23 protein-coding genes are annotated in these 25,364 nt (G+C 71.1%); 7 read left to right on the plus strand and 16 right to left on the minus strand.

The window, feature by feature from the left end; all coding sequences use genetic code 11:
- Positions 1-131: 131 nt before the first annotated feature.
- On the minus strand, positions 132-1,514 hold the full coding sequence (locus AB0F52_RS12260) for a PLP-dependent aminotransferase family protein (RefSeq protein WP_360168497.1): 1,383 nt from the start codon (positions 1,512-1,514) through the stop codon (positions 132-134).
- A 46-nt stretch (positions 1,515-1,560) separates the two neighbouring features.
- Here AB0F52_RS12260 and AB0F52_RS12265 point away from each other — a divergent pair, with 46 nt between their 5' ends.
- Complete coding sequence (locus AB0F52_RS12265) at positions 1,561-2,022, plus strand: carboxymuconolactone decarboxylase family protein (RefSeq protein WP_285988904.1); 462 nt, start codon at positions 1,561-1,563, stop codon at positions 2,020-2,022.
- Entirely contained in the window at positions 2,019-2,756 is a 738-nt protein-coding gene (locus tag AB0F52_RS12270) for an isocitrate lyase/phosphoenolpyruvate mutase family protein (RefSeq protein ID WP_360168500.1), read from the plus strand. The genes AB0F52_RS12265 and AB0F52_RS12270 overlap by 4 nt, the downstream gene beginning before the upstream one ends.
- 66 nt (positions 2,757-2,822) lie before the next feature.
- Here the strand turns inward: AB0F52_RS12270 and AB0F52_RS12275 are convergent, their stop codons facing one another.
- From AB0F52_RS12275 to AB0F52_RS12330, 12 genes are all read right to left on the minus strand, one after another.
- Complete coding sequence (locus tag AB0F52_RS12275; protein WP_360168503.1) at positions 2,823-4,430, minus strand: cation acetate symporter; 1,608 nt, start codon at positions 4,428-4,430, stop codon at positions 2,823-2,825.
- Positions 4,427-4,786, minus strand: a complete 360-nt coding sequence (locus tag AB0F52_RS12280) for a DUF485 domain-containing protein (RefSeq protein WP_285988907.1) — start codon at positions 4,784-4,786, stop codon at positions 4,427-4,429. Before AB0F52_RS12280 ends, AB0F52_RS12275 begins: the two co-directional genes overlap by 4 nt.
- A gap of 73 nt (positions 4,787-4,859) precedes the next feature.
- The gene (locus AB0F52_RS12285) at positions 4,860-6,584 is read right to left on the minus strand and encodes a cation acetate symporter (RefSeq protein WP_360168506.1); all 1,725 of its coding nucleotides are present in this window, start codon (positions 6,582-6,584) and stop codon (positions 4,860-4,862) included.
- Entirely contained in the window at positions 6,584-6,931 is a 348-nt protein-coding gene (locus tag AB0F52_RS12290) for a hypothetical protein (protein ID WP_360168509.1), read from the minus strand. The genes AB0F52_RS12285 and AB0F52_RS12290 overlap by 1 nt, the downstream gene beginning before the upstream one ends.
- 25 nt (positions 6,932-6,956) lie before the next feature.
- Positions 6,957-7,712 (minus strand): LytTR family DNA-binding domain-containing protein, encoded by a 756-nt coding sequence (locus AB0F52_RS12295; RefSeq protein ID WP_360168512.1) that lies wholly within the window; start codon positions 7,710-7,712, stop codon positions 6,957-6,959.
- Positions 7,709-8,755 carry a histidine kinase gene (locus tag AB0F52_RS12300; RefSeq protein ID WP_360168515.1) on the minus strand — a complete coding sequence of 349 codons (1,047 nt, stop codon included), beginning with the start codon at positions 8,753-8,755 and terminating at the stop codon, positions 7,709-7,711. The genes AB0F52_RS12295 and AB0F52_RS12300 overlap by 4 nt, the downstream gene beginning before the upstream one ends.
- Positions 8,756-8,802: 47 nt before the next feature.
- Positions 8,803-9,498, minus strand: coding sequence for a hypothetical protein (locus tag AB0F52_RS12305; protein ID WP_360168518.1), 696 nt, complete (start codon positions 9,496-9,498; stop codon positions 8,803-8,805).
- Between the two features lie 205 nt (positions 9,499-9,703).
- A complete protein-coding gene (locus AB0F52_RS12310; RefSeq protein WP_360168521.1) occupies positions 9,704-10,699 on the minus strand; it encodes an ABC transporter substrate-binding protein in 996 nt (331 codons plus the stop codon).
- A 25-nt stretch (positions 10,700-10,724) separates the two neighbouring features.
- The gene (locus AB0F52_RS12315) at positions 10,725-11,774 is read right to left on the minus strand and encodes an ABC transporter permease (protein WP_360168524.1); all 1,050 of its coding nucleotides are present in this window, start codon (positions 11,772-11,774) and stop codon (positions 10,725-10,727) included.
- Complete coding sequence (locus AB0F52_RS12320; RefSeq protein WP_360168527.1) at positions 11,771-12,535, minus strand: ATP-binding cassette domain-containing protein; 765 nt, start codon at positions 12,533-12,535, stop codon at positions 11,771-11,773. Before AB0F52_RS12320 ends, AB0F52_RS12315 begins: the two co-directional genes overlap by 4 nt.
- Complete coding sequence (locus tag AB0F52_RS12325; protein ID WP_360168530.1) at positions 12,532-13,569, minus strand: class I mannose-6-phosphate isomerase; 1,038 nt, start codon at positions 13,567-13,569, stop codon at positions 12,532-12,534. The genes AB0F52_RS12320 and AB0F52_RS12325 overlap by 4 nt, the downstream gene beginning before the upstream one ends.
- Positions 13,566-14,549, minus strand: a complete 984-nt coding sequence (locus AB0F52_RS12330) for a LacI family DNA-binding transcriptional regulator (protein ID WP_360168533.1) — start codon at positions 14,547-14,549, stop codon at positions 13,566-13,568. Before AB0F52_RS12330 ends, AB0F52_RS12325 begins: the two co-directional genes overlap by 4 nt.
- A 315-nt stretch (positions 14,550-14,864) precedes the next feature.
- On the opposite strand from AB0F52_RS12330, the gene AB0F52_RS12335 reads away from it, so the two are divergent.
- The 3 genes from AB0F52_RS12335 (at position 14,865) to AB0F52_RS12345 (ending at position 21,124) form a co-directional block, all read left to right on the plus strand.
- The gene (locus tag AB0F52_RS12335) at positions 14,865-18,089 is read left to right on the plus strand and encodes a GH92 family glycosyl hydrolase (RefSeq protein ID WP_360169558.1); all 3,225 of its coding nucleotides are present in this window, start codon (positions 14,865-14,867) and stop codon (positions 18,087-18,089) included.
- 67 nt (positions 18,090-18,156) lie between these two features.
- A complete protein-coding gene (locus AB0F52_RS12340; RefSeq protein ID WP_360168536.1) occupies positions 18,157-20,541 on the plus strand; it encodes a GH92 family glycosyl hydrolase in 2,385 nt (794 codons plus the stop codon).
- Positions 20,542-20,758: 217 nt separating this feature from the next.
- A complete protein-coding gene (locus tag AB0F52_RS12345) occupies positions 20,759-21,124 on the plus strand; it encodes a DUF3817 domain-containing protein (RefSeq protein ID WP_360168538.1) in 366 nt (121 codons plus the stop codon).
- A gap of 61 nt (positions 21,125-21,185) precedes the next feature.
- Here AB0F52_RS12345 and AB0F52_RS12350 read toward each other — a convergent pair whose 3' ends face one another.
- Positions 21,186-21,686: a MarR family transcriptional regulator gene (locus AB0F52_RS12350; RefSeq protein ID WP_103335330.1), complete on the minus strand. Its 501-nt coding sequence runs from the start codon at positions 21,684-21,686 to the stop codon at positions 21,186-21,188.
- A gap of 79 nt (positions 21,687-21,765) precedes the next feature.
- Between AB0F52_RS12350 and AB0F52_RS12355 the strand changes: the two genes are divergently transcribed.
- On the plus strand, positions 21,766-22,068 hold the full coding sequence (locus AB0F52_RS12355; protein WP_360169561.1) for a thiamine-binding protein: 303 nt from the start codon (positions 21,766-21,768) through the stop codon (positions 22,066-22,068).
- A gap of 54 nt (positions 22,069-22,122) precedes the next feature.
- Here AB0F52_RS12355 and AB0F52_RS12360 read toward each other — a convergent pair whose 3' ends face one another.
- On the minus strand, positions 22,123-22,530 hold the full coding sequence (locus tag AB0F52_RS12360) for a hypothetical protein (RefSeq protein WP_360168542.1): 408 nt from the start codon (positions 22,528-22,530) through the stop codon (positions 22,123-22,125).
- Between the two features lie 351 nt (positions 22,531-22,881).
- Between AB0F52_RS12360 and AB0F52_RS12365 the strand changes: the two genes are divergently transcribed.
- The gene (locus AB0F52_RS12365; protein ID WP_360168545.1) at positions 22,882-23,856 is read left to right on the plus strand and encodes a tetratricopeptide repeat protein; all 975 of its coding nucleotides are present in this window, start codon (positions 22,882-22,884) and stop codon (positions 23,854-23,856) included.
- 45 nt (positions 23,857-23,901) lie between these two features.
- On the opposite strand, the gene AB0F52_RS12370 is transcribed toward AB0F52_RS12365, so the two are convergent.
- Positions 23,902-25,335, minus strand: a complete 1,434-nt coding sequence (locus tag AB0F52_RS12370; RefSeq protein ID WP_360168548.1) for a neutral zinc metallopeptidase — start codon at positions 25,333-25,335, stop codon at positions 23,902-23,904.
- Between the last annotated feature and the right edge of the window lie 29 nt (positions 25,336-25,364).

The following is a 25,364-nucleotide window of genomic DNA, read 5'->3' on the forward strand; positions in this document are numbered from 1 at the left end:
GTACTTGGGCGGTCGGTTCGCGTGCCTGGAGGGTCGACTCGTGTACCTGGATGGACGACTCGCGTGCCTGGATGGACGACTCGCGTGATGTAGGCGGGCTGGCGTGATTGAGGGCGGGGGGAGAGGGTGGGTCAGGGGGTGATTTCGGCCAGGGCCTCTACCAGGTTTTGGGTTGCGCCGGTGAAGGCGTGCTTCGGGGCGGCCGCGTAGCCGACGATCAGGCCGCCGGGGGCGTTGGGGGTCATCCAGTGGCCGGCCAGGCCCTCGATGCCGATCGCGCGGCGGCGGCAGGCCGCCAGGGCCGTGGCCTCCGAGGGGCCGTCCGGGGGGAGCATCAGCAGCAGGTGCAGGCCCGCCGCGATGCCGTGTGGGCGCACGGAATCCGGCAGTGCGGCCAACAGGCGGGTGCGGCGGGAGCGGTACTCGGCGCGGCTGCGGCGGATGTGCCGGTCGTAGGCCCCCGAGTCGATCAGCTCGGCCAGCACCAGCTGGTTCAGCACCGCCGGGCGCGAGCCGCTGTCGGCCATCGCCGCGCGGACCGGCTCCACCAGCGAGCGCGGGAGCACCAGCCACGCGAGCCGCAGCGCCGGGGCGAGCGTCTTGCTGGCCGTTCCCGCGTACACGACCCGCTCCGGCGCGAGCGCCTGCAACGCCCCGACCTGCTGGCGGTCGAAGCGGAACTCGCCGTCGTAGTCGTCCTCGAGCACGAACGCCCCCGATTCGCTCGCCCAGCGGGCCAGCGCCGCCCGGCGTGGCGGGGCCAGCGTGACGCCGGTGGGGTACTGGTGCGCCGGGGTCACGACCACCGCCGGACTGTCCAAAGCGGACACGTCGATGCCGTGCCCGTCGACGTCCACGCCGACGATCCGCGGGCCCTGCGCCGCCGCGATCGACCGGTACATCTCCAGCGAAGGGTTCTCGAACGCCATTTCGCCGACACCCAGGCCGGACAGCGCCCGGGACACCACCGCGATGGCGTGCGAAAACCCGTGGCACACCACGATCCGCGCCGGGTCGGCGACCACCCCGCGGGCCCGGGCCAGGTAGCCGGCCAGGGTGTCGCGCAGCTCGGGTGCGCCCAGCTCAGACTCGTAACCGAACGCCGACGCCGGAGTCCGCAGCAGGGCCCGGCGGGTCGCGGTGAGCCACGCCTGCCGCGGGAACGCCGTCAGATCCGGCCGGCCCGGCCGCAGGTCCCAGCGCGGCGCCGGGTCGCGCGGGACCGGCCGCGGCGCGGACTGGGGCAGCGAACCCGCCGTCGCCACCCGGGTCGGCGCGCCTTGAGCCGTGCGCAGGTACCCCTCCGCGGCGAGATCGGCGTACACGCGCGTGACCGTCCCGCGGGCGACGCCGAGGTCGTGGGCCAGCGCGCGGGTCGAGGGCACCGCGGCGCCCGCCTGCCACCGGCCGTCCCGGATGGCCGCGCGGATCGCCGCCGCGAGCCCGCTGCGGCCCGTCGAAGGCTGCCAGCCGAGGTGGACGTCGAGCCCGGAACTGGACCACGATTCCGTCATGTGACTGGACCATACCCGTGGACCAGTTCGCACTAGCGTGGACGGCATGACCAAGCGAATCGGGCTCGGGGGCGCTCCCGAGCTGTACCAGGCGATGGCGAACCTGCAGGCCGAGGTGAACAAGGCCGGCGCCAACGCGGGGCTCGACCCCAAGCTGCTGGAACTGGTGAAGACCCGCGCGTCGCAGATCAACGGCTGCGCGTACTGCCTCGACATGCACTCCCGCGACGCGCTCGAGCTGGGCGAGTCGCCGCGGCGGCTGTTCGTGCTCGACGGCTGGCGCGAGACCGACCTGTTCACCGAGCAGGAGCAGGCCGCCCTCGCCCTCACCGAGGCGATGACCAAGCTGTCCGCGACGCAGGCCGTGCCCGACGACGTCTACGAGCAGGCCGCGAAGGTGTTCACCGAGGACCAGTACAAAGCGGTCGCGTGGGAGATCATCGCCATCAACAGCTGGAACCGGATGACCATCACCAGCCACACGCCGTTGCCGAAGCGGGACGCGTGACCGCCGCCGCGCTCAGGGCGCTGCACGTCCCCGGCAAGCCGCTGGTGCTGCCGAACGCCTGGGACGCCGACACCGCGAAGCTCGTCGAGGCCGCCGGGTTCCCCGCCATCGCGACCAGCTCGGTCGCCGTGGCGGCCGCGCTGGGGTTCGCCGACGGCGAGCAGGCGCCCGCGGCCGAGATGTTCGCCGCCGCCGCGCGGATCGCGAAGGCGGTCGGCGTCCCGGTCACCGTCGACGCCGAGTCGGGCTACGGCCTGTCCGGCGCCGAACTGGCGGGCCGGCTGCTCGACGCCGGGGCCGTCGGCTGCAACTTCGAGGACACCGACCACGCGACCGGCGACGTCCGGCCGGTCGGCGAGCAGGCGGCCCGGATCGCCGCCCTGCGCGAGGCGGCGGGCGACGGCCTGGTGATCAACGCCCGGGTCGACTCCTTCCGCGGCGTGGACCCGGAAGAAGCGCTCGAAGCAGGCGTCGCCCGGGCGAAGGCCTACCTCGAAGCGGGCGCCGACTGCGTCTATCCGATCCACCTCCGGACTCCGGAGCTGATCGCGGAGTTCGTGCGGGAGACCGGCGGGGCGGTCAACGTGCCCGCGTGGCCGGGCAGTCCGGGCCTCGAAGGCCTCGCCGAACTGGGGGTGGCGAGGATTTCGCTGGGCGGCGGGCTGTGGCAGTACCTGCGGAAGCAGTTCGAGACGGTCGTCGCGGGCGTCGCTCAGGGCAAGCTGCCGTACTGAGAATGGCCGAAGGCCGCCGCGAGGGGATCGGGAACACCCTCGCGACGGCCTTCGGGGTCGGTGAAGCTAGTGGGACACGGCCTTCTCGGCGCCCGCACCGGTCAGGGAGCGGACCTCCATTTCGGCGTACTTCTTCGCGTCGTGCTCCTTGGACAGGACCGTGCCCAGCCAGCCCAGGATGAACGCGGCCGGAATCGAGACGAGCCCGGGGTTGCTCAGCGGGAACCAGGCGAAGTCGACGCTCTTGATCATCGACGTGCTCTTGCCGGACACGGCCGGCGAGAAGACGATCAGCACGATCGTGATGGCCAGGCCGCCGTAGATCGACCACAGCGCGCCCTGGGTGTTGAACCGCTTCCAGAACAGCGAGTAGAGGATCGTCGGCAGGTTCGCCGACGCCGCGACCGCGAAGGCCAGCGCCACCAGGAAGGCGACGTTCTGCCCGTTGGCCAGGATGCCGCCGCCGATGGCGAGGGCGCCGATCACCACCGCGGTGATCCGGGCGACCTTGACCTCCGAGTCCGGTGACGTCTTGCCGCGCTTGACGACGTTCGCGTAGACGTCGTGGGCGAAGGACGCCGACGCCGTGATCGTCAGGCCCGCGACCACCGCGAGAATCGTCGCGAAGGCGACCGCGGAGATCAGGCCCAGCAGTACCGGCCCGCCCAGTTCGAGCGCGAGCAGCGGCGCCGCGGAGTTGACCCCGCCCGGCGCCTTCTTGATCGTGTCCGGCCCGACCAGCGCACCGGCGCCGTAGCCCAGGACCAGCGTGAACAGGTAGAACACGCCGATCAGGACGATCGCCCAGACCACCGAACGGCGCGCGTCGCGCGCGGTCGGCACGGTGTAGAAGCGCATCAGGACGTGCGGCAGGCCCGCCGTGCCCAGCACCAGGGCGATGCCGAGGGAGAGGAAGTCCAGCTTCGAGGTCCCGTTGGTGCCGTACTGCTTGCCCGGGCCGAGCAACGTCTGCCCGGCCTTGCCGGCCTTGTCGACCGCGGCCTGCAGCAGCTGGGAGAAGTTGAAGCCGTACTTGCCGAGCACCCAGAGCGTGATCACGAGCGCGCCGACGATCAGCAGCGCGGCCTTGATGATCTGCACCCAGGTGGTGCCCTTCATGCCGCCGATCAGCACGTAGGCGATCATGATCACGCCGACCACGGCGATCACCAGTGCCTGCGCGCCCTTGCCTTCGACGCCGAGCAGCAGCGCGACGAGACCGCCCGCGCCCGCCATCTGCGCCAGCAGGTAGAAGAACGACACGATCAGCGTCGACGTCGCGGCCGCGGCCCGCACCGGGCGCTGCTTCATCCGGAACGCGAGGACGTCGCCCATCGTGAACTTGCCGGTGTTGCGCAGCAGCTCCGCGACCAGCAGCAGCGCGACGAGCCACGCGACCAGGAAGCCGATGGAGTAGAGGAACCCGTCGTAGCCGTTGATGGCGATCGCGCCGGCGATGCCGAGGAACGACGCCGCCGACAGGTAGTCACCCGAAATGGCGATGCCGTTCTGCGGGCCGGTGAACGCGCGGCCGGCGGCGTAGTAGTCCGACGCCGTCTTCGTGTTGCGGCTGGCCCGGAACACGATCACCAGGGTGATGAGCACGAAGGCGGCGAAGATGAGGATGTTGAGGAGCGGGTTGCTGCCTTCCACACCCGCGGCGATGTTCGTCATGCCTGCTCCTTCGCGGATTCGCCTTCGATGTCCTCACGGATCTTCTCGGCGACCGGGTCCAGCTTCCGGTTCGCGTACCGGACGTAGAGCCCGGTGATCACGAACGTCGAGACGAACTGCAGCAGGCCGAAGATCAGGCCGACGTTGATGTTGCCGAACACCTTCGTGCTCATGAAGCCGTGCGCGTAGTCCGCGAGGAGCACGTAGAGCAGGTACCAGAGGAGGAACACCGCCGTCATCGGGAAGACGAACCGGCGCAGGCGGCTGCGCAGCTCGCGGAACTCGGTGCTCTCGTGCGCTCGTTCCCAGATGGTCTCGGACGTGTCCGGGGGCCCGCCGGTGTTCGTCGTGCTCATCGCTGCTGCTCCCTGCGACGCTGCGGAAAGTGACGTGCGACACCGTAGGGACGTGTGAGTCTCGTGTGAAGATTCAGCGGTTCAACAGCCGGGCCAGACGACGAACGGTTGACGAACGGTCGCGCGGTCCCGTCGAACGGGGTTCGTCCAGGTGCAGGCGCAACATGGCCGCCGTCGACCAGCCGGGGGGTCTGCCCCGCAGCGAGACCAGCGCCATTGCGCCGAACGCCAACGGTACCGACCAGGGTGCCGGTTGCTGGACCAGGATCGCCACCCAGCCGTGCAACGGCGGCCCGGCGAGGGCGAACAGGATCGAGCCGGACGACGCCACCAGCCCGGTCAGCACGCCGGCGATCCCGCCGGTCGCGGTCAGCCGCGGCCACCAGATACCGAGCACCAGCAGCGGGCAGAAGGTCGACGCGGCCACCGTGAAGCCCCAGGTGACCAGGACGCCGGCGTCGAGCTCGGCCGAGCGCAGCGCCAGCAGCACCATCACCCCGGCGACGCCGAACACGGCGATCCGCAGCCGCCGCAGCCCGCCGGGGACGAGGTCGTGGGCGAGCGCGCCGGACATCACCAGCAGCAGGCCGAGCGACGTCGCCAGGAACGCGGCGAACGCGCCCGCGGTCAGCAGCGCCGTGAACAGCCCGCCCGCCCAGCCGCTGTCCACTTGGGACGGCAGGGCGACGACCACGGTGTCGGTCGCGCCCGAGAGGTACAGCCCGGGCACGAGCACCCGGCCGAGCACGCCGTAAACGCCGGGGAAGAGGTAGAAGACGCCGAGCAGCGCGACGGTGATCGCGGCGGTGCGGCGCGCGGCGCGGCCGTCCGGGCTGGTGTGGAAGCGCATCAGGACGTGGGGGAGGCCCATCGTGCCCAGCATGGTCGCGATGAGCACGGCCCAGGTGCCGAGCAGCGGGTAGCCCTGGTCGCCGAGGTCGAGCAGCGGGCGCCGCCAGTCGGGACCGCCCAGCTCGGCGCCGCCGCGGACCGCCGGGACGGCCGCGCCCGTGCCGAACACGACCTCGTCCTGGCTGTGCGCGGTGAACTCGCCCGGTGGCAGGACTTCGACGACGCCGTTGCGGCGGACCGGGGTCGGTTCGCGGATTTCCATGGTGACGTCGACTTCGAAGCGCACCGGCGTCTCGCGGGCGAAGTGGGTGAACTCGACGGGGTTGAGCGCGTCGGTCCGGTTGACCGCGCCGGCCTGCAGCACCAGCCAGATGGCCGGGACGAGGAACAGCAACAGCTTCAGGACGAACTGGAACGCCTGCACGTACGTCGCCGCGCGCATGCCGCCCAGCGCCAGGGTGACGCTGACCGCGGCGCCGGCCAGCACCACGCCGACCCAGTACGGGGTGCCGCCGACCGCGGCGAGCACCAGGCCGGCGGTGCGGAACTGCGGGACGACGTAGATCGTGCCGATCACCAGGACGACCACGGCGGCCAGGCGGCGCAGCGCGGGGGAGTTGAGCCGGGCTTCGGCGAAGTCGGGGACGGTCAGCGCCCCCGAGCGCCGCATCGGGGCGGCGACGAGCACGAGCATCGCGATGTAGCCGGCGGTGAAACCGACCGGGTACCAGAGGGCGCCGATGCCGTCCTTGACGACCAGCCCGGCGATGCCGAGGAAGGAGGCCGCGCTCAGGTACTCGCCCGAAACCGCGGCCGAGTTCACCAGCGGCGAGATCCGGCGGGACGCGACGAGGAAGTCCGACGTCGTGCGCATGGCGGCGACCCCGCGGACGCCGATCAGCAGCGTCACGAGCACGACCGGTGCGACGGCGAGCGCGACGCCCACTACTCGTCCTCGAGGCGCTCGGCGCGGCGCAGCTGCCAGCGGGCCAGCAGCGCCATCGCCGGGTAGGGGAAGACCGCGAGCAGCAGCCAGGACAGCGGAATTCCCAGCAGCCGCACGGTGTCCAGGGCCGGGAAGATCGCGAAGACGCCGGGGAGGCCGAGCAGCAGCGCGAACATGAGGACCAGCGCGGGGATGCCGCGACGGCGCTGGGCGGTGTAGAGGGCGGTGGCGCGCTGGGTGTCGCCCGCGGGGAGCCGGGGCTGGCGCCAGCGGCCGCGCGACCGGCGGCGCGCGTGGGCGAGGCGGGTCTGCGGGCTGGTGACGGCGACCCGGCGGATCTTGCTCATCGCGGGCCCGGCCGGAGGCGGTCTCTCATCGCGAATCCGATCCCAGCTGACCGCGCTGCGCCGCTTCCAGCAGCCGGTCGCGCAGGTCTCGCGCGTGGCGGCGGCTGACCGGGACGTCGCCGGCCTCCGTGTGGGCCAGCAACCCGCCCGCCGAGTCGCTGCGCAGCTCCAGCACCGCCCCCACCGCCAGGAGGAAACCCCGGTGGACCCGGCTGAACCCCGTTCCCTCCCAGTACTCCTCCAGCCGCGAGATCGGCATCCGCACCAGGTGGACCCCGCCGCGGGTGTGCAGGCGGACGTAGTCGCCGTGGGCCTCGACGAACAGGACGTCGTCCCGGCGGACGTAGCGCGTCCGCCCGCCCGACTCGACCGGGAGCGCCGCCATCGCGTCCGGGGTCGGCCGGGACGACGGGGTCGCCATGCGCAGCACCTTCGCCAGCGCCGCGGAGAGCCGTTCGGTGCGGACCGGCTTGAGCAGGTAGTCGACCGCGCCGATGCCGTACGCCGCGACCGCGTGCCCGTCGTGCGCGGTGACGAACACGATCACCGGTGGCTCGCTCAGCTTCGCCAGCAGCGACGCCAGCTCCAAGCCGTCGAGGCCCGGCATCGAGATGTCGAGGAACACCGCGTCGAAGCGATCCGCCTGAAGCAGCCTCAACGCCTTCAGCGCGTCAGCCGCGCCGACGACTTCGCCGACTTCGGGCGCTTCGCCCAGCATGCGGCAGAGTTCGTCCAGCGCGGGCGGCAGATCGTCGACGGCCAGCACCCGGAGCCCGCTCACGGCAGCACCCCCGGCTGGAACCGCGGCACCCGCACGATCACCCGGGTGCCCGCGCCGACCTCGGTTTCGACGGTCAGGCCGTACCAGGGGCCGTAGACGTCCCGCAGCCGTCTGTCCACATTGGCCAGTCCCATCCCTGCCGCATCGTCCTCGCCGGTGCGCCCGGCCAGGATGTCCGCCGCCCGTTCCGGGTCCATGCCGACCCCGTCGTCCTCGACGAAGATCACGCAGTCGTTCCCTTCCGCCTGGCCGTGCACCTGGACCTGCCCGGTACCCGACCGCGGCTCGATGCCGTGCCGGATCGCGTTCTCCACCAGCGGCTCCAGCACGAGGTACGGCACGGCGACGGCGAGGATCTCCGGCGCGACCCGCACCTGGACGCGCAGCCGTTCGCCGAGCACCGCCTTCTGCAGCGCGAGGTACGTCTCGATCGCGCGGAACTCCTCGGCGACGACGGTGTACTCGCCGTGGCGAGCCAGGCTGTAGCGCGTGTAGTCGGCGAAGTCGAGCATGAGGTCGCGGGCGCGGTCGGGGTCCGAACGCACCAGCGACGCGATCACCGTCAGGGCGTTGTAGACGAAGTGCGGGGACATCTCCGCCCGCAGCGCCCGCAGTTCGGCCTGCGCCGCCTGTTCCGCCGAGGCCTCGAGCCGCCCGCGTTCCAGTGCCTGCACGACGAGGTCGGCGGCCTGGGCCGCGACCGCGTCCCGGACGTCCCCGACGACCAGCAGCGCCCCGGCCAGCTCGTCGCGGACGTGCAGCGGCAGCACCAGGACCTCCGGTGCCGAGCCGGGTTCTTCGCTGTGGAGGACGCCGTCGAGCACCGTCGCGACGACCGCGTCCGGCCCGGGCCGTCCCGACCACATCAGGGAACCGGACAGGTCGGCGAGGCCGAGCCCCGGGAAGCCGAAGAGCCGGCGCAGGCGGTGCGCGGCGCGGCGGGCTGGCATCCCGGTCAGGCCGTCGCGCAGGTCGTCGGTGACGCGGCGGGCGGCGGCGAGCACCGGCAGCGGGTCGGCGCGGGACGCCGGGCGCAGGTGCACGGTCGGGCCTCCCCTCGGCGGCGGTGTCCAGGGCAAAGATCCTACGGCTAGGGGGGCCCGTCGCGGTCGGCCAGCACCTGGGCGTGGCGGCGGAAGCGGCGCCAGGTCCGGTAGTGGTCGATCGACGTCACGTTGCCCAGCAGGCTCGAGTTCGCCGGGTACGGCCGGTCCGGCAGCGAGATCCACCCGGTCGTGCGGGTTTCCTTGACCGCCACCGGCACCGGCCGGAACGTCGTCGGGTCGAGATCGTCGCTGTGCCGGACGACCTCGTCGAAGAACCATGCCGACGTGATCAGCGCCAGCACGCCGCGGGACGCCTTGAGCGCCTCCTTCAGCGGCCTGGCTTCCAGCAGCCGGAACGTCTGGTTGATCGCCGGCGCGGTGACGCCGTGGTCGTCGTAGGCGACCTCGCCCGCGTGCAGCGCCATCCGGAGCCGGATCCGCGCGCCGGGGTCGTGGGTCCGGTTGTGCCGGTGCAGCGCGACGGCGAGCGCGGCGGGCAGGAACTCGACGAAGGGCCCCTTCGGGATCTCCGGTGGGACGAGGACGAAGACGCCGTCGCCGCAGTCCTCGCGACGGCAGGCCGCCCACGGGACGCCGGCGTCGTCGAACGCGCGGCAGAGCGCGCGGTACAGCCCGTTGCGCAACGCCAGCCGGTGTGGCGTGGTCCGGCGCTGGTCGCCGTAACCCTCGACGTCCACGGCGAAGATCGTCCGGTGCAAAGCCGGCCGCTCGTACTTCATCGCACCCTCCCTGCGAACATGCATCCGGTAGTGCAGATGCATGTGCAGATGAGTGTGACGCGCGACACCCCTTCGGGGAAACGGGTGGTGCGGTGAGCGGTTCTCCCACCGCGATGACCGGCAGGCGGTGTTCACCGCCGGTGAAAACGCTGGTCAGGGCCCTGTGAGCAGTGCGCGCACCACCCACAGGGCTCTGACGGACGGATCAGCAGCTCTGCTTGTAGAAGTACTGCGAGTTGGCGTCCATGTCGTCCTTGGTGATCGAGTGCAGCTGCGCGGTGAGGTTCCGCGTCGCCGGCTTGCCCTCGACGGCCGCGACCGCCTGCTGGACGCCCTGGGTGCCGATCGAGGCCGGGTCCTGGGCGATCAGGGCCTGGTACTGGCCGTTCTTGAGGCCTTCGACCTCGGACGGGCTCGCGTCGAAGCCGATCAGGTTGACCGCGCCGACCTTGCCCGCGTTGCGCAGGCCGGTCGCCGCGCCCTCGCCGGTGTTCAGGTTGGTCGCGAAGACGCCGATGAGGTCCGGGGTCGACGAAAGCGCCGCCGTCACCTTGGCCGCGGCCTGCTCCGGCTCGTTCTGGGTGAACTGGACGCCGATCGACTTCAGGTTCGGCGTGTTCTTCAGCTCGTCCTCGAAGCCCTTGGCGCGCGCGGCGGTCGTGGACGTGCCCGCGATCGTGTCGAGCACCAGGACCGAGCCGCTCTTGCCGGCCGCGAGCTTCGCCATCGTCTGGGCGGCGAGCTTGCCGCCCGCGGAGTTGTCGGAGGAAACGGACGACACGGCGACGCCGGTGTCCTTCAGCGCGGTGTCGACCTCGACGATCTTCGTGCCGCGCGCCTTGACCTGCTGGATCGGCGCCAGCATCGCGGTGTCGTCGGTCGGGGCGATCAGCAGCGCCGCCGGCGGGTTCGCGCCGAGCGCGTTGACCAGCTGGGTCTGGAGGGGAGCGTCGAACTTCTGCGGCGCCTGGGTGGTCAGCTCGTAGCCGAGCTTCTCCGCCTCGGCCTGCGCGCCGCACTGCAGCGAGATGTAGAACGGCTCGGCCTGCACGCCCGGGATCAGCGCCAGCTTCTTGCCGCCGACCGGCTTGGCGGAGTCACCGGACCCGCTCTGCCCGACCGTGCCGGATCCGCACGCGGTGAGCAGGGCGGCGGCGGAGACCACGGCACCCATGGCGGTGAGAGTCTTGGTCAGTTTCATAAGCACCTCTTTGTACTTGGGGGACTCAGCGGGAGTTGCGGCGACGGCGGCGGCGCTGGTCGAACCAGACCGCGGCGACCAGGACCCAGCTGACGATGAACATCTGCCAGAAGTCCTGGACGTGGATGATGTTGAAGCCCTTGCGCAGCACCGCGGGGATGAAGACCCCGATCACCGTGCCGAGGATCGTGCCGACGCCGCCGAACAGGCTCGTCCCGCCCATCACGACCGCGGCGATGGCGTTGAGGTTGTCGGTGGTGTGCCCGGAGATGGTGGTCGAGTTGTAGTAGGCCAGCGAAAGGAACCCGGCGATCCCGGCCAGGAAACCGGTCAGCGTGTACACCTTCAGCAGGTGCGCGGTGACGCCGATGCCCGCGCGCCGCGCGCCCTCGGCGTTGGAGCCGACCGCGAACGTGTACCGCCCGAACTTCGTCGTCCGCAGCAGCCACGCGCCGATCACGGTGATCACGATGGCCACGATCACCAGGTTGGGCACGATGCCGAAGGACGTGCCGTAGCCCAGCGTCTTGGTGAGCTCCGCCGGCACGGTGCGCAGGTCCGAGCCGCCGTTCAGCAGGTACGCGGTGGCGAGTGCGGCACCCATCGTGCCGAGCGTGACGATCAGCGCCGGGATCTTGGCCACGGCGACGAGGACGCCGTTGATCACGCCCCAGATCGTGCCGGTGACCACGGCGACGACCAGCCCGACGAGGATCACGCCCCAGCCGGCCTTCGACGCGTCGCCGCCGGACATCGCCTCCATCACCTTGCCCGCGACCATGCCCGCGAGGATCAGCACCGAACCGACCGAGAGGTCGATGCCCGACGTGATGATCACGAACGTCATGCCGACCGACAGGATCAGCAGGACCGAGGACTCGATGAACAGCGTCTGGAAGGTGAACAGCGTCGGGAAGCTGTCCGGCGCGAGCACGCTGAACAGGATGACCAGCACCAGCAGGACGAGCCCGATCCAGAACGTGTTGGCCTCGATCAGCCGCTTGCCCAGCGGCCGCTTGCCGAAGCCCGCCTCGGGTGACTCCTGGATGTCCTTCGGGGGACTGGACACGCTCACGCGGCCTCCTCTTGGACGAGCGCGCCGGTCATCGCGGCGACGAGGTCTTCGAGCTTCGTGTCCGAGCCGGTGAACCGGGCGACGCGCTTGCCGAGCCGCAGCACCTCGACGCGGTCGGCCACCGACAGCACCTCGGGCATGTTGTGGCTGATCAGCACGACGGCGATGCCCTTGTCGCGCACCTTCTTGATGACGTCGAGGACCCGCTCGCGCTGCACGACCCCCAGCGCGGCCGTCGGCTCGTCCATGAACACGACCTTCGACGCCCACACGACCGAACGCGCCACGGCGACGCTTTGCCGCTGGCCGCCGGACAGCGAACCGATCGGGACGTCGGTGCTCTGCAGCGTCACGCCGAGGCGCTGGAACTCCTCGATCGCTTGGCGCCGCATCTCGTTCTTGTCCAGCATCCCGAGCTTGCCGAGGATGCCCTTGCGGTGGAGCTCGCGGCCGAGGAACAGGTTCGCCGCCGGGTCGAGCTCCGGCGCGACGGCGAGGTCCTGGTAGACGGTCTCGATGCCCATCCGTCGCGCGGTGGTCGGTGAGTCGAAGTGCACCTCGACCCCGTCCAGGACGATCTTCCCCGACGTCGGCTGTTCCGCGCCGGAGAGGCACTTGACCAGCGTCGACTTGCCGGCGCCGTTGTCGCCGATCAGCGCCGTCACCTCGCCCGCGCGGGCCTGGAACGACGCGCCGCGCAGGGCTTCGACCGACCCGTAGTGCTTGGTGAGGTCGATCGCGTCCAGCAGGATTTCGCTCATCCGTGCCTCTCTTCCGGCGCCGGCGGCCGGCAGCGGATCACCGTCGCCGTGCCGGACAGCTCGGTCTGGCCGGCGTCGAACGGGACGACGTAGGTGTCGCCCTTGGCCAGCGGGTGCTCGCCGCCGTGCTCGGTCCGCAGGGTGCCTTCGCCGTCGAGGACGACGAGGACCGCGAACGACGGATCGAGTGACAACGTTGTCAGCTTGTCCGTGCGCAGCTGTTCGGCTCGGAAGAACCGTTCCGAGCCGCCGGCCAGCAGGTCCACGCTGGACGAGCGGTCGCCCGCGGTGCGCTTGATGATCGTGGCCAGCCGTTCGGCGTCCCAGCCCGAGGTGTCCAGTGCCTCGATGGCGGTGTCGAAGCCGAGGCCGAGGTGGCCCTTTTCCGGCGACGCGAGGAAGTCGCGCCACTCGATGGTGAGCGAGAAATCCGTCGGCTGCTGCAGTTCGACGACGAACACGCCCTCGCCGATCGCGTGCGGCAGCCCGGCCGGGATGTAGACCGTGTCGCCGGCGGACACCGGGATGCTGTTCAGCGCGCCCAGCATGGAAGGCACGTCCTGCTCGCGCGTCCACTCGGACACCGTCGCCTTCGGCAGCGTCTCCTTGAAGCCCGGGTAGACGCGCGGGTCGTCGCCGTAGGTGCCGACGACGATCCACGCCTCGGTCTTGCCGAAGTGGGAATCGAAGTGGCGCTTCGCGAAGGTGTCGTCCGGGTGGAAGTGCACGGGCAGCCGCTGGCCCGCGTCGAGCAGCTTGACCAGCAGCCCGGTCGACGTCCCGAGGGCCTCGACGTGCTTCGCGCCGAGCCAGCCGTTCGGGTTCGCCACGACGGCGTCGCGCAGCCAGGCGCCGTCCGGGAGCCGGGTGAGGCCGTTGGCCTCCTGGCCGAACATCGTGGTCGCCGAGGCGACCCAGTCCTCCGGGCCGAACTTCTTGTCCGGCGACGCGCCGCGCAGCGCCGCGATGGCGTCGCCGCCGCGGTAGAACTGCGGCGGCTGGTTGGCGGGGAGCCGGATCGGTTCGAGGGTCACGGGGCGACCTCACCGGAACCACGGGCGACGAGATGCACGGGCAGGACTACCTTTCTCGGCGGGGACTGATCTCCCTGTACTCGGGCGAAAAGCAGTTCGGCCGCGGCGTGGCCCAGTGCGCTGACGTCGTGCGCGACGACGGTCACCGGCGGGTTCAGCAGGTCCGCCAGCTCGAAGTCGTCGAACCCGACCATCGCCGGGCGGTGCTCGGCGTGCGCGAGGGCGCGCAGGACGTGCACGGCGATCCGGTTGTTGCCCGCGATCACCGCCGTGGCCGCGTCCGGGCCGTCGAGCAGCCGCTTGACGGCGTTGCCGACGGCGTCCGGGGTCGGGGTCCCCATCGAAACCAGCGACTCGTCGTAGGAGATCCCGTTGCGCACGCAGCCCTCGCGGAACCCGCGCAGGCGCTCGGCCGCGGTGAAGATGTCCGGGCTGTCGCCGAGGAACGCGATCCGCCGGTGCCCGTGCTGCGCCAGGTGGGTGACGGCTTCGATGGTGCCGCCGAGGTTGTCCACCAGCACGGTGTCGGCCACGATGTCGCCGGCCGGCCGGTCGATGAACACCACCGGCGTGCCCGCCCGCATCTCCGGCACCAGGTAGCCGTGCTGCAGGCCGGCCGGGACGACGAGGATGCCGTCGACCCGCCGCGCGCAGAACTCCAGGACGAGCTCGCGCTCGCGGTCGGAGTTCTCCTCGGACGAGCCGGTGAGCACCTGGCGCCCGAACGACGTCGCGATGCGCTCGACCGCGCGGTTGAGCTCGGAGTAGAAGGGGTTGCCGACGTCCTCGACGATCAGCCCGATGGTGCCGGTCGTCGACCCGCGGCGCAGGTTCCGCGCGCCCAGGTTGCGCCGGAACCCCAGCTGCTCGATGGCCGCCATGACCCGCTCGGCGGTGTCGGGGTGCACCGCCGGTTCGTCGTTGACCACGCGCGAGACGGTCTTGATGCTCACGCCCGCCAGCCGGGCCACGTCGCTCATCGTGGCTCGCCTGCTCGCGGTGCGCGTGCTGCCGTCCCGGTCCCGGCCGAGAGGAGACAACGTTGTCATAGTGACGGGGATTGAACGCCACGCCCCCGGTGCTTGTCAACGCCTGTCGCGTGGATTGTGCCGATTCGGCTACCGACGGCGTAGGACAGACGGCTGATGACGCTGTCCGGAAGCGGACAGGTCTTGACGTGTCCCTTGACTGTCTCGTGAGCCACTGCCCAAGGTGGCCGGGTTCGACCGACTGCGCGACAAGGTTGTCATGGCACCGTTTCTGGGTCGCGCTGATGAGGTGGAGAGGCGATGGCCATGGCGCGAGCGCGCTTAAGAGCCGGTTTAACCTTCCTGACGCTGGCGGTGACGGCGGCGGTAGCTCCCGCTGTGCCCGCCGCGGCGGCTACCAGCACGGATTACGCGAAGTGGGTCAACCCCTTCGTGGGCACCCGGCCCGGCGGGGCCGACCACGGCACCGGGGGCGGTGCCGGCAACACGTTCCCGGGCGCGGTCGCACCGTTCGGGATGGTCCAGTGGAGCCCGGACACGGTGAAATCCCAGCCCGGCGGCTACTTCTACGACGACAACGCCCTGACCGGGTTCAGCCTCACGCACCTTTCCGGGGCGGGCTGTTCGACCTATCAGGACATCCCGTTCATCCCGTATGTCGGTGAAGTGACGACTTCCCCGGCGACCGACCCGGCCCACTACACGTCGAAGTTCTCGCACGCCAACGAACACGCGACCGCGGGCGCCTACGACGTCACCCTGGACAGCGGCGCGAAGGTCGAGCTGGCCGCGACCCAGCGCACCGGCTCGGCGCGGCTGACCTACCCGGCCGGCGCGTCCTCGACGCTGCTGGTGAACACCTCCGGCTCGGTCAACGGCACCGACGACGCGTCCATCACCATCGGCAAGGACACCATCAGCGGCTGGGCCACCAGCGGCCGCTTCTGCGGTGCGCGCAACAGCTACCGCGTCTACTTCTCGGCCAAGTTCGACACGCCGTTCGCCTCGATCGGCACGTGGAAGAACGGCGCCGTGACGCCGAACAAGGCCGCCGAAACCGGCGGGGCCAAGGCGAAGGTCGCGCAGCCCAACGGCGTCGACGCCTCGATCGCGCGCCCGGCCAAGGCCAAGACGCAGGACACGACCGTGTCCGGCCCGGGCAGCGGCGGGTACGTCACCTTCGCCAACCTCAACGGCGCGCAGGTGAACGTCCAGGTCGGACTGTCCTTCGTGTCCGTCGACGGCGCGAAGGCCAACCTCAAGGCGGAGAACACCAAGAAGTCGTTCGACACGGTGGCCGCGAGCGCGCGCAAGGCGTGGAACGACCAGCTCGGCAAGATCGCCGTCACCGGGGGCTCCGACGCCGACCTGACGACGTTCTACACCTCGCTGTACCACTCGCTGATCCAGCCGAACGTGTTCTCCGACGTGGACGGCCAGTACCCCGGCTTCGACGGGCGGATCCACACGGCCGACAAGAGCCACGCGATGTACACCAACTTCTCCGGCTGGGACATCTACCGCTCGGAGGCCCCGCTCCTGGCGACGATCGACCCGAAGGAGACCTCGGACATCGTCCGGTCGATGATGGCCTACGCCGAGCAGGGCGGCTCGTGGGACCGCTGGACGGTCGCCAACGACTACACCGGCGTCATGAACGGCGACCCGTACCACATCATCGTCTCGAGCGCGTATGCGTTCGGCGCCCGGGACTTCGACGCCCAGAAGGCGTTGCTGCTCATGATCAAGGGCGCGACGCAGCCGACCCAGGGCTACACCGAGCGGCCGGGCCTGGACGACTACCAGAAGCTGGGTTACGTGCCGGGCGCCGGCGCGGACACCCTGGAATACACCAGCGCCGACTTCTCCATCGCCCAGTTCGCGAAGCGACTCGGCGACAGCGCGACCTACACGACGTTCATGAAGCGCGCGCAGAACTGGCAAAACCTCTACAACCCCGGCACCGGGCACCTGCAGCCGCGCAACGCGGACGGCTCGTTCGCCGGCACCTACGACCCGGCGAGCTCGCAGGGCTGGGTCGAGGGCAACGGCGCGCAGTACGAGTGGATGGTGCCCTACGACCTGGGCGGCGTCGTGACGGCGTTCGGCGGGAACACCGCGACCCAGTCCCGGCTGGACACCTTCTTCACCCAGCTGAACGCGGGCACGCAGGAGCCGTACGCCTTCATGGGCAACGAGCCGAACTCCAACGCGCCGTACGTCTACTCGTACGCGGGCGCCCCCGCCAAGACCCAGGCGATCGTGCACCGCTCGATGGACGAGCTGTACAACCCGCGTCCCGAAGGCCTGATCGGCAACGACGACCTCGGCCAGATGTCGGCCTGGTACGTCTGGTCGGCGCTCGGCATCTACCCGGAAATCCCGGGCCGCGCCGAGACACTGCTGGTCACCCCGCGCTTCGAGCACGCGGTGCTCACCACCGGCTCGGGCAAGAAGGTCACCATCAACGCGCCGGGCACCGGCGACTACGTGGGCAGCCTGAAGGTCAACGGCGGTGCCGCCGCGAAGGCGTGGCTGCCGGAGGCGCTGATCTCCGGCGGCGGCACGCTCGACTACACCCGCTCCGCCACGGCGACCGCGTGGGGCAGCGCGGCGGCCGACGCCCCGCCGTCGTTCCGCGAGCAGGAGAAGCCGAGCCTGTCCTTCGTGGACCCGGCGCGCGCGGTGACGCCCGCGGGGTCGACGTCGAAGGCGTCCGTGGGTGTCCAGGACCTCTCCGGCACCGCCCGGACCTGGACCTACAGTGCGGGCAGCGTCGACGGGATCACGCTGACCCCGGCGACGGGCAGCATCGCGGTGCCCGCGGCGGGCAAAGCGAGCGCGGAGCTGACGGTTTCGGTCCCGGCGGGGCTGGCCGACGGCGCCCGCCGCATCCCGGTGACGTTCTCCGCGCCCGGCGTGGCTTCCTCGCAGGCCGTCCTGACGGTGCTGGTGGCCCAGCCGAACAGCTGGCTGGCCACGGTGAACAACGCCGGTATCTCGCCGGACGCGAACTCCGGCGCGGCCAACTTCGACGGCGGCGGCTGGAGCTACTCAGCCGACGCCCTCGCCGCGGCCGGGGCGACGCCGGGCGGCACCGTGACCAGTGACGGCATCAAGTTCACCTGGCCGTCGTTCCCGGCGGGCGACCCGGACAACGTCGTCGCCGGCGGCCAGACGGTGAACGTCACGGGCTCCGGGCGGCTCGCGCTGCTCGGCTCGGCGTCCAACGGCAACGCCTCGGGCACGCTGACGATCACCTACACCGACGGCAGCACGTCCACCGCGACCATCGGGTTCTCCGACTGGACCCTCGGCGGTGGCGGCGCGCAGCCGGCGTTCGGCAACCGCATCGTGCTGTCCACGCCGTACCGCAACGCTTCGGGCAGCGACCCGCAGCAGATCCGCACGATGGTGTTCGGCACCAACCCGATCACCTTGGCCGCCGGCAAAACGGTGGCGAGCGTGACGCTGCCGGACAACGTCAGCGGCGGCGCGCTCCACGTGTTCGCCATCGGCATCGGCGCGTGACGATCCATCCGTGAAAGGCCGCCCGCGTTCCGCACGGGCGGCCTTTCCTGTTCTCCGGAGGGCAGTTTTGAAGAACAAGGTCCTGGTGGGCGCACTGGCGCTCGCCGTGGTGGCGACGGGGGTGAGTCCCGCTGTCGCCTCTGCTTCGGGTGGCGACGCTCTCGACGCCGTCAACACGTTCATCGGCACGCAGGACGAGGGCAACACGTTCCCGGGCGCGTCGGCGCCGTTCGGGATGACGCAGGTCAGCCCGATCACCTCGCACTACGCGGGCTACCGCTACACCGACACGGCCATCCGCGGCTTCGGGCACTTCTTCCTGTCCGGCGCGGGCTGCTGGGAGCAGGGCGGCCTCGTCTCGACGCTGCCGACCACCGGCGAAGTGGGTCCGGGCAAGGCGTTCGACACGACCAAGCCGGCCACCTTCGACCAGGCGAAGTACGCGGCGCCGTTCACCCACGACGGCGAGGTGGGCAAGCCGGGCTACTACAAGGTCCACCTGACCGGCTACGGCGGTGTCGACGTCGAGACGACCGCGGCGACCCGGGCCGGTGCGGAGCGGTACACCTTCACGAAACCGGGTGACGCCAACGTCTTCGTCAACGTCGGGCAGGCCAACGACAAGGAACCGGTGACGGGCAGCAGCATCCGGGTCGTCGACGACCGGACCGTCGAGGGCACCGTGGAGTCGCAGGCGTTCTGCGGCGGCAAGGCCTACACGACGTACTTCACGACCAGGTTCGACAGGCCCTTCAAGTCCTCGGGCACGTGGTCGCCGGCCGGTGGCACGCCCGGGTCCCGCGAGTCGAGCGGCGGCGCGGGCCTGCGTGGCGCGTGGCTGACCTTCGGCGGCGGCGGTCAGGTCACCGCGACGACCGCGATCTCCCAGGTGGACGCGCAGGGCGCCCGGATCAACCTGGCCGCGGAGCACATCCGGTCGTTCGACGCGGCCAAGGCCGGCGTCCAGCGCACCTGGCGCCGTGAGTTGTCCACTGTGGACATCAAGGGCGGCACGCCGGACGACCGCACGGTCTTCTACACCTCGCTGTACCACGCGCTGCTGCAGCCGCTGACGGCGAACGACGCCGACGGCCGCTACTACGGCTTCGACAAGAAGGTCCACCGCGCGGCCGGCTGGACGTACTACGACTTCTTCTCGCTGTGGGACACCTACCGCTCCCAGAACCAGCTCCTGGCACTGCTGCGGCCGGACCGGGCGCGCGACATCGCGAAGAGCATCCTGGCCATCCACGACCAGGGCGGCTGGCTGCCGAGGTGGGCGTACGCGAGCCAGGAGACGAACACGATGACCGGCGACCCGGTCACGCCGTTCCTGGTCGACCTCTGGCGCTTCGGCGCGCTATCGGGCGAAGAGCTGCACGCCTACCAGGCCCTGCTGCAGAACTCGCGCGAGATCCCGCCCGCCGCGTCGCCGTTCCAGGGCCGCTCGGGCAAGGCGAGCTACCAGAAGGACGGGTTCGTCCAGTACGACCCGGACTTCCCGAAGAAGGGCCAGGACACCGACCCGAACCACGGCGCTTCGGCCACCCTGGAGTACGCGCTCGGTGACTGTTCGCTCTCGGTCATGGCGGCCGCGCTCGGCAAGAAGGACGACGCGGCGGCGCTGGCCGCGAAGGGCCGGACCTACCGGACGCTGTGGGATGCCAGCCAGTCCGACCGGGGCTTCACCGGCTTCTTCCGGCCGAAGGTCCTCGGCGGCGCGTGGTTTTCGCCCGCCGACAAGCCGTACAGCCCGCAGAGCCAGGACGGCTTCCACGAGGGCACGGCGTGGCAGTACCAGTGGCTCGTGCAGCAGGACGTACCGGGCCTGATGCAGCGGATGGGCGGCCCGGCGGCGACCGGGAAGCGCCTCGACGACTTCTTCGCCTACGACGAACTGGTGAAGAACCCGGCGACGGCGGTGCGCGAGAACTGGGTCGTCGGCCCGTACGACTACTACGACCAGTTCCGCTACAACCCGAACAACGAGCCGGACCTGCACTCGCCGTGGATGTACGCGCTCACGGGGCAGCCGGCGAAGACGTCGACGGTCGTGCGGGCGGCGCACACGTTGTTCACGAACGCGCCCAACGGCGTCACCGGGAACGACGACCTGGGCACCATGTCGGCCTGGTACGTCTTCAGCGCGCTCGGGCTCTATCCCGCCGTCCCAGGTACTGGGAACTTCGTGCTGAACACGCCGCGGTTCGAGAAGTCCGTGCTGCACCTGGAGAACGGGCGTGACGTCACGATCAAGGCGCCCGGTGCGGACGGCTCGAAGCTGCAGTACGTCTCGGGGCTGAAGGTCGGTTCGCAGCCGAGTGACCACGTGTACGTCAACGTGGACCAGCTGAAGCGCGGGACGACGCTCGACTTCGGCCTCACCGGCGACGCGACGGCGAAGTGGGGGACGTCACCTTCGGCCGCCCCGGCTTCGCCCTGCGCGGGGTAATCGCCACCGGCTCGCGGCCGTGGTTCAGACCACAGTGGACCACGGCCGTGAGCACCGTCACGGGCCCCGGTGTTCCGGTGAGCGCCGTCACGCCTCACACTGGGTATCAGCACGTCCGACAGCGCCGTTGACGTCCACAGGCAGTCCGCCTTGGACGGTGTGTCGGGCGTTTTCTCGTGTCATGAACCAACGTGGTGAGACCCCACAGGAGGAAGAAGTGTCCAGCAAGGCCGCTCTAGTTTTCCGCGTGGCCGCAGTCGCCGAAGCCCTCTCCTGGGCGGCGCTGCTTGTCGGGATGTTCCTCAAGTACGTCGTCCACTCCTCTCACGAGGGCGGCGTGCCCGTCCTCGGCATGGTGCACGGCGTGATCTTCGTTCTCTACGTGGTCGTCTCCCTGTCCGTGGCGAAGCCGCTCGGCTGGCGCCCGAAGACGCTGGTCCTGGCGCTGCTCGCGAGCATCCCGCCGCTGTTCACCTGGCTGTTCGAGAAGTGGGCGCTGCGCAACGGCAAGCTCGACGGCCCGCAGCGGCTGTCCCACGGCGGTGTCGGCCTGTTCCAGGTCAAGGAACCCGTCGCCGTCTGATTCCCAAGACGTGAGAAAGGCCCGCACTCTTCCGAGCGCGGGCCTTTCCGCTGTCGAGCGCTTACTCGCTGAAGTCCCCGGCGGCGCGGCGCACCTTGGTCAGCAGGTCCGTCAGCTGCTCGGTCTGCCGCTCGGTCAGCCCGCTCAGCCCGAAGTCGATGGCGGTGACGGCTTCGGTCGCGGCCTCGCGGCGCCGGCGGCCCTCGTCGGTGATCTCCACCAGCGTCGTGCGGCGGTCGGTCGGGTGCGGGACCCGCTTGACGAGCCCGTCGCGCTCCAGGCGGTCCACTATGTTGGTGACACTGGTGGGGTGCAGCTGGAGCCGCTCGCCCATCACCCGCATCGGCAGGCTGGCGCTGCGGGCGAAGGTGAGCAGCACCAGTGCTTCGTACCGGGCGAAGGTCAAGCCGTGCGGCTTGAGCGCGCCGTCCACCGCGGACTGGATGATCTGCTGGACCCGCATCACCCCGGTCACCGCGGCCATGGTCCCGGAGGGCCCGATGCGGTCCTCCCAGATCCGGGCCGCGCGGGCGATCGGGTCGAACGGCAGCGGACGGTTCATGACACGCGAAGTTACCAGCGGGTACCGGCGGGTGTCGCACGACTGGCGGAAATGGCCACCGAAGAAGGGACTTCCGAGCATGATCGTCGCGTTCAGCGTGAGCCCGTCCGGCGGGGACCCCGACGGCGGGGTGAGCGAGGCCGTGGCCCGCGCGGTGAAGGTCGTCCGCGAGTCCGGCCTGCCCAACTCGACCAACGCGATGTTCACGAACATCGAGGGGGAGTGGGACGAGGTGATGGACGTCGTCAAGCGCGCGGTCGAGGCCGCGGGCGAAGGCTCGGCCCGGGTCGGCCTGGTCCTGAAGGCGGACATCCGGCCGGGCTTCGAGGGCCAGCTCGAAGCCAAGGTGGACCGGGTGGAAGCCCACCTCCGCGAGTCCTGACGTACCGGAACGGCCGGCTCGCCGTCCGACCGTCCGGGTACGCGGGCCGGCTGTTCAGGGGAGGGGCGGGGTGAAGGCGACCGTCCAGCGGCCGTCTTCGCTCGTCACGGTCAGCGGGTAGCTGAACGGCTGGCCGTCGCCGAGGGCGCCGGAGACCGTCGCGCGGGTCGGGGCGGCCACGTCCGGGCCCAGGTCCACGCGCACGGCGTGGACCCCGCGGTCGGCCAGCACCGAGACGTAGTCCTTCGCGAAGTCGCCGCCGCCCGAACCGGGGTAGTCGAGGAGGTCGGCGAAGGCGTCGGCGTCGTGGCCGGAGAGCGCCGAGGCGAGCCGGTCGCGCAGCTCGGCCGGGGTGGCCGCACCCGGGTCAGGTTCGTGCACGATGAGCAACGTCACGGCGCCGATCCAGACGAGGGCGGCCGCGACCGAGAGACCCACCTTCACGTCACGCCGGATGTGCACCCGGCCGAGCCTGCCCCAGCGGTGCCGTCCCTGCCAAGCGGACGGCCCGGGCGGGTGCCGAAGCCCACTGGGTGTGGCCCGGGCGTCCGCCGGAGGTCGCCTGCCGAGCCCGCCGAGCTGGAACCCGCCCGCCGAGCGCGGCCGCCGGAGCCGGAACCCGGGCGTGCGCCGAAACCTCCGATGCGGCCGGTTCCCGGCCGCCCACCGCCGGTGACCGGCACCACCGGCCCCCTGCCCGGACCGCCCGCCCCGTGAACACCCAGGCCGCCGCCGGGAACCCCGGGCGCCGCCGCCCGGGACGGGTCGTGGGCACCCGTGAAACTTCTCCGGTGCGCGTGCCAGGATGGAACCGTGACACAACCACGCGGATCTGCAGCGAAGTCAGCGGCCCTGTCCGCCGCCCTCTCCGGCGCGGTCGACCTGTCCGCGCTCAAGGCCCGCGCCGAAGCGGCGCAACGGCAGCCGGCCACGCCCGCCGGCCCGGCCGGTGGCGATGGGCCGCCGCGGCCCGCCTCGGGCGATGCCGTGATCGATGTCACCGAGGCCACCTTCCAGGCCGAGGTCGTGGAGCGGTCCCTGCACCAGCTCGTGGTCGTCGACCTGTGGGCCGAGTGGTGCGGCCCGTGCAAGCAGCTGTCCCCGGTCCTGGAGCGGATGGCCGCCGAGTCCGGTGGCGCGTGGGTCGTGGCGAAGGTCGACGTCGACGCCAACCCGCGGATCGCGCAGCTGTTCGGCGCGCAGTCGATCCCGACGATCGTCGCGATCGCCGGCGGCCAGCCGGTCGACGCCTTCTCCGGCGCGCTGCCCGAGCCCGAGATCCGCAAGTGGATCAACGCGCTCCTGGACGCCCTGCGCGACAAGCTGCCCGGCATCCGTGACGCGGAGGCGGCCGGCGGCGGCCCGGCCGAGGAGCCGGAGGACCCGCGCTTCACCGAGGCGGAAGAGGCCTTCGAGCGGGGCGATTTCGCCGCCGCGCAGGCCGCGTACGAGCGCATCCTCGACGTCGAACCGGCGAACGAGCTGGCGAAGAACGCCCTGGCCCAGGTCAAGTTCACCGCTCGTGCCGAAAGCGCCGACCCGGACGCGCGCGCCAAGGCGGACGCGGACCCGTCCGACCTGGCGGCCCAGCTCGACGCGGCCGACCTGGACATCGCGGAGAACGACGTCGAGGCGGGCTTCAAGCGCCTGATCGACGCGGTCCGCCGCACCGCGGGCGAGGACCGCAACAAGGTCCGCGAGCACCTGGTGGCCCTGTTCGACCTGTTCGACCCGGCCGACGACCGCGTGATGAAGGCCCGCCGCGACCTGGCGAGCGCCCTCTTCTGAGAGAAAAGGGCCCCCACCGCGGTGGGGGCCCTTTTCACGCGGAAATCAGGCGTACTGCTTCGAGCAGACCGACGAGCCTTCGAGGTACCCGCGACGCAGCGCCTCGACCCGGTCGAAACCGCTGTCCGGGCGCTTCCCGTTGACGTCCGCGGACACCAGGCTCTCCGGCTGCAGCAGGTCGGCGATGGCCTCGTCGAGGTCGCCCGCCGAAAGCCGCAGGTCGCCCGGCCGGTTGGTGAACGCCGCCCAGGCACCCACCAGGCAGGCCGTGCGCAGGCCCGCGTTCGCGTTGTCGATCGACGCGCCGACGCCCTTCTGGATGCCCAGCGCGTAGCGGGCCGCGACCTCCGAGAAGGCCGCGAAGTCACCCATGCCGCCCGGGTCCTCGCCCTTCATCTCGGCGTCGCGGTCGATCGGCTGGGCGAGCTGGGCCAGCTTGGCCAGGTCGATGCTGACGGTGTTGTCGCCCGGGCAGTACGACGCCGGCGGCGTGGTCTGGCAGCTGCCGCCGTCGGTGATCTCGGGCGCGGCCACCCCGGCGCCCTTGAAGGCCTCGTCGAGGCTCTTCTTCAGCAGCGCGACGGTCTGCGCGGTGAACTTCGCGTCGCCCTTGCCCTGGTCGCCCTTGTCGAACGGGCGCTCGGTGAGCCGGGGCTTGATGTTCTCGGCCGTCATCCCCGCGCACTCCTTGGGGCCCTTCTCGAACCCGGCCTGGAAGGCGTAGGTGCGGTCGAACGCCGTGCCGTGCGCGCCCTTGTCGGCGGCGCTGGTGCCGGCCTGGTCGCGGATCAGGAACATCGACGCCATCACCTGGTTCAGGCCTTCGGACGTCGAGACGCGGTAGTACTTGCTCTTGTCCTCGGCGACCCAGCGGAAGTAGCCGCCGGCGAAGCAGTCGGCCTGCTGCTCCTTGACCACGGTCGGGGTGTTCTTGGTGACCCCCGCCTTGTCGCCGAGCCGGTACTGGACGGCGTGGCCGAACTCGTGCGCGAGCACCACGACCACCGACATCGGGCCGAACCGCTGGCGCAGCATCGGCAGCAGCACGCCGCGGTCCCACGCCACCGAGTCGTCGACCGGGCAGTAGAACGCGTTCACGAGCTTCTTCACGCTGCCGCAGCCGGTCTTCTCGGTGTCGGTCTGCGCGTCGTAGGACAGCAGGGACTTGACCGGCTCGAACTGCTGTCCGAAGTTGCCCGGCAGCATCTCGCCCCAGTAGGTCTGGACGTCGTCGATCGCGGCGGTGGCGAGCTTGTCGTCCTCGCCGCCTTGGGCGTTGCGGACGTTCAGGCTCGGTGTCGGCGCGTCCGGCTTGAGGCCGCTCTCGAAGTGCGTCACCGGCAGCCCGGAGACCGAGCCCGCACCGGTGTCCTTGGCCGGATCCCCGCTCGCACCGCCCTTGCCGTTGCACCCGCTCACGGCGACCGCCGCGACGGCCAGCAGCGCGACCAGCGCCCGCCGTCCTCCCCCTGGGATCATCTGTCCAACTCGCTCTCGTGCCCACCCGG

This window comes from Amycolatopsis sp. NPDC024027 (assembly GCF_040638975.1).
Lineage (GTDB): Bacteria > Actinomycetota > Actinomycetes > Mycobacteriales > Pseudonocardiaceae > Amycolatopsis.

Bases quoted from the DNA above. Each gene is read 5' to 3' on its own strand.
- AB0F52_RS12310 (WP_360168521.1), bottom strand. From the start codon at position 10,699: ATGAAACTGACCAAGACTCTCACCGCCATGGGTGCCGTGGTCTCCGCC.
- AB0F52_RS12335 (WP_360169558.1), top strand. From the start codon at position 14,865: ATGGCGCGAGCGCGCTTAAGAGCCGGTTTAACCTTCCTGACGCTGGCG.
- AB0F52_RS12275 (WP_360168503.1), bottom strand. From the start codon at position 4,430: ATGACGAACATCGCCGCGGGTGTGGAAGGCAGCAACCCGCTCCTCAAC.
- AB0F52_RS12370 (WP_360168548.1), bottom strand. From the start codon at position 25,335: ATGATCCCAGGGGGAGGACGGCGGGCGCTGGTCGCGCTGCTGGCCGTC.
- AB0F52_RS12320 (WP_360168527.1), bottom strand. From the start codon at position 12,535: ATGAGCGAAATCCTGCTGGACGCGATCGACCTCACCAAGCACTACGGG.
- AB0F52_RS12330 (WP_360168533.1), bottom strand. From the start codon at position 14,549: ATGAGCGACGTGGCCCGGCTGGCGGGCGTGAGCATCAAGACCGTCTCG.
- AB0F52_RS12280 (WP_285988907.1), bottom strand. From the start codon at position 4,786: ATGAGCACGACGAACACCGGCGGGCCCCCGGACACGTCCGAGACCATC.
- AB0F52_RS12305 (WP_360168518.1), bottom strand. From the start codon at position 9,498: ATGAAGTACGAGCGGCCGGCTTTGCACCGGACGATCTTCGCCGTGGAC.
- AB0F52_RS12260 (WP_360168497.1), bottom strand. From the start codon at position 1,514: ATGACGGAATCGTGGTCCAGTTCCGGGCTCGACGTCCACCTCGGCTGG.
- AB0F52_RS12265 (WP_285988904.1), top strand. From the start codon at position 1,561: ATGACCAAGCGAATCGGGCTCGGGGGCGCTCCCGAGCTGTACCAGGCG.
- AB0F52_RS12355 (WP_360169561.1), top strand. From the start codon at position 21,766: ATGATCGTCGCGTTCAGCGTGAGCCCGTCCGGCGGGGACCCCGACGGC.
- AB0F52_RS12350 (WP_103335330.1), bottom strand. From the start codon at position 21,686: ATGAACCGTCCGCTGCCGTTCGACCCGATCGCCCGCGCGGCCCGGATC.
- AB0F52_RS12290 (WP_360168509.1), bottom strand. From the start codon at position 6,931: ATGAGCAAGATCCGCCGGGTCGCCGTCACCAGCCCGCAGACCCGCCTC.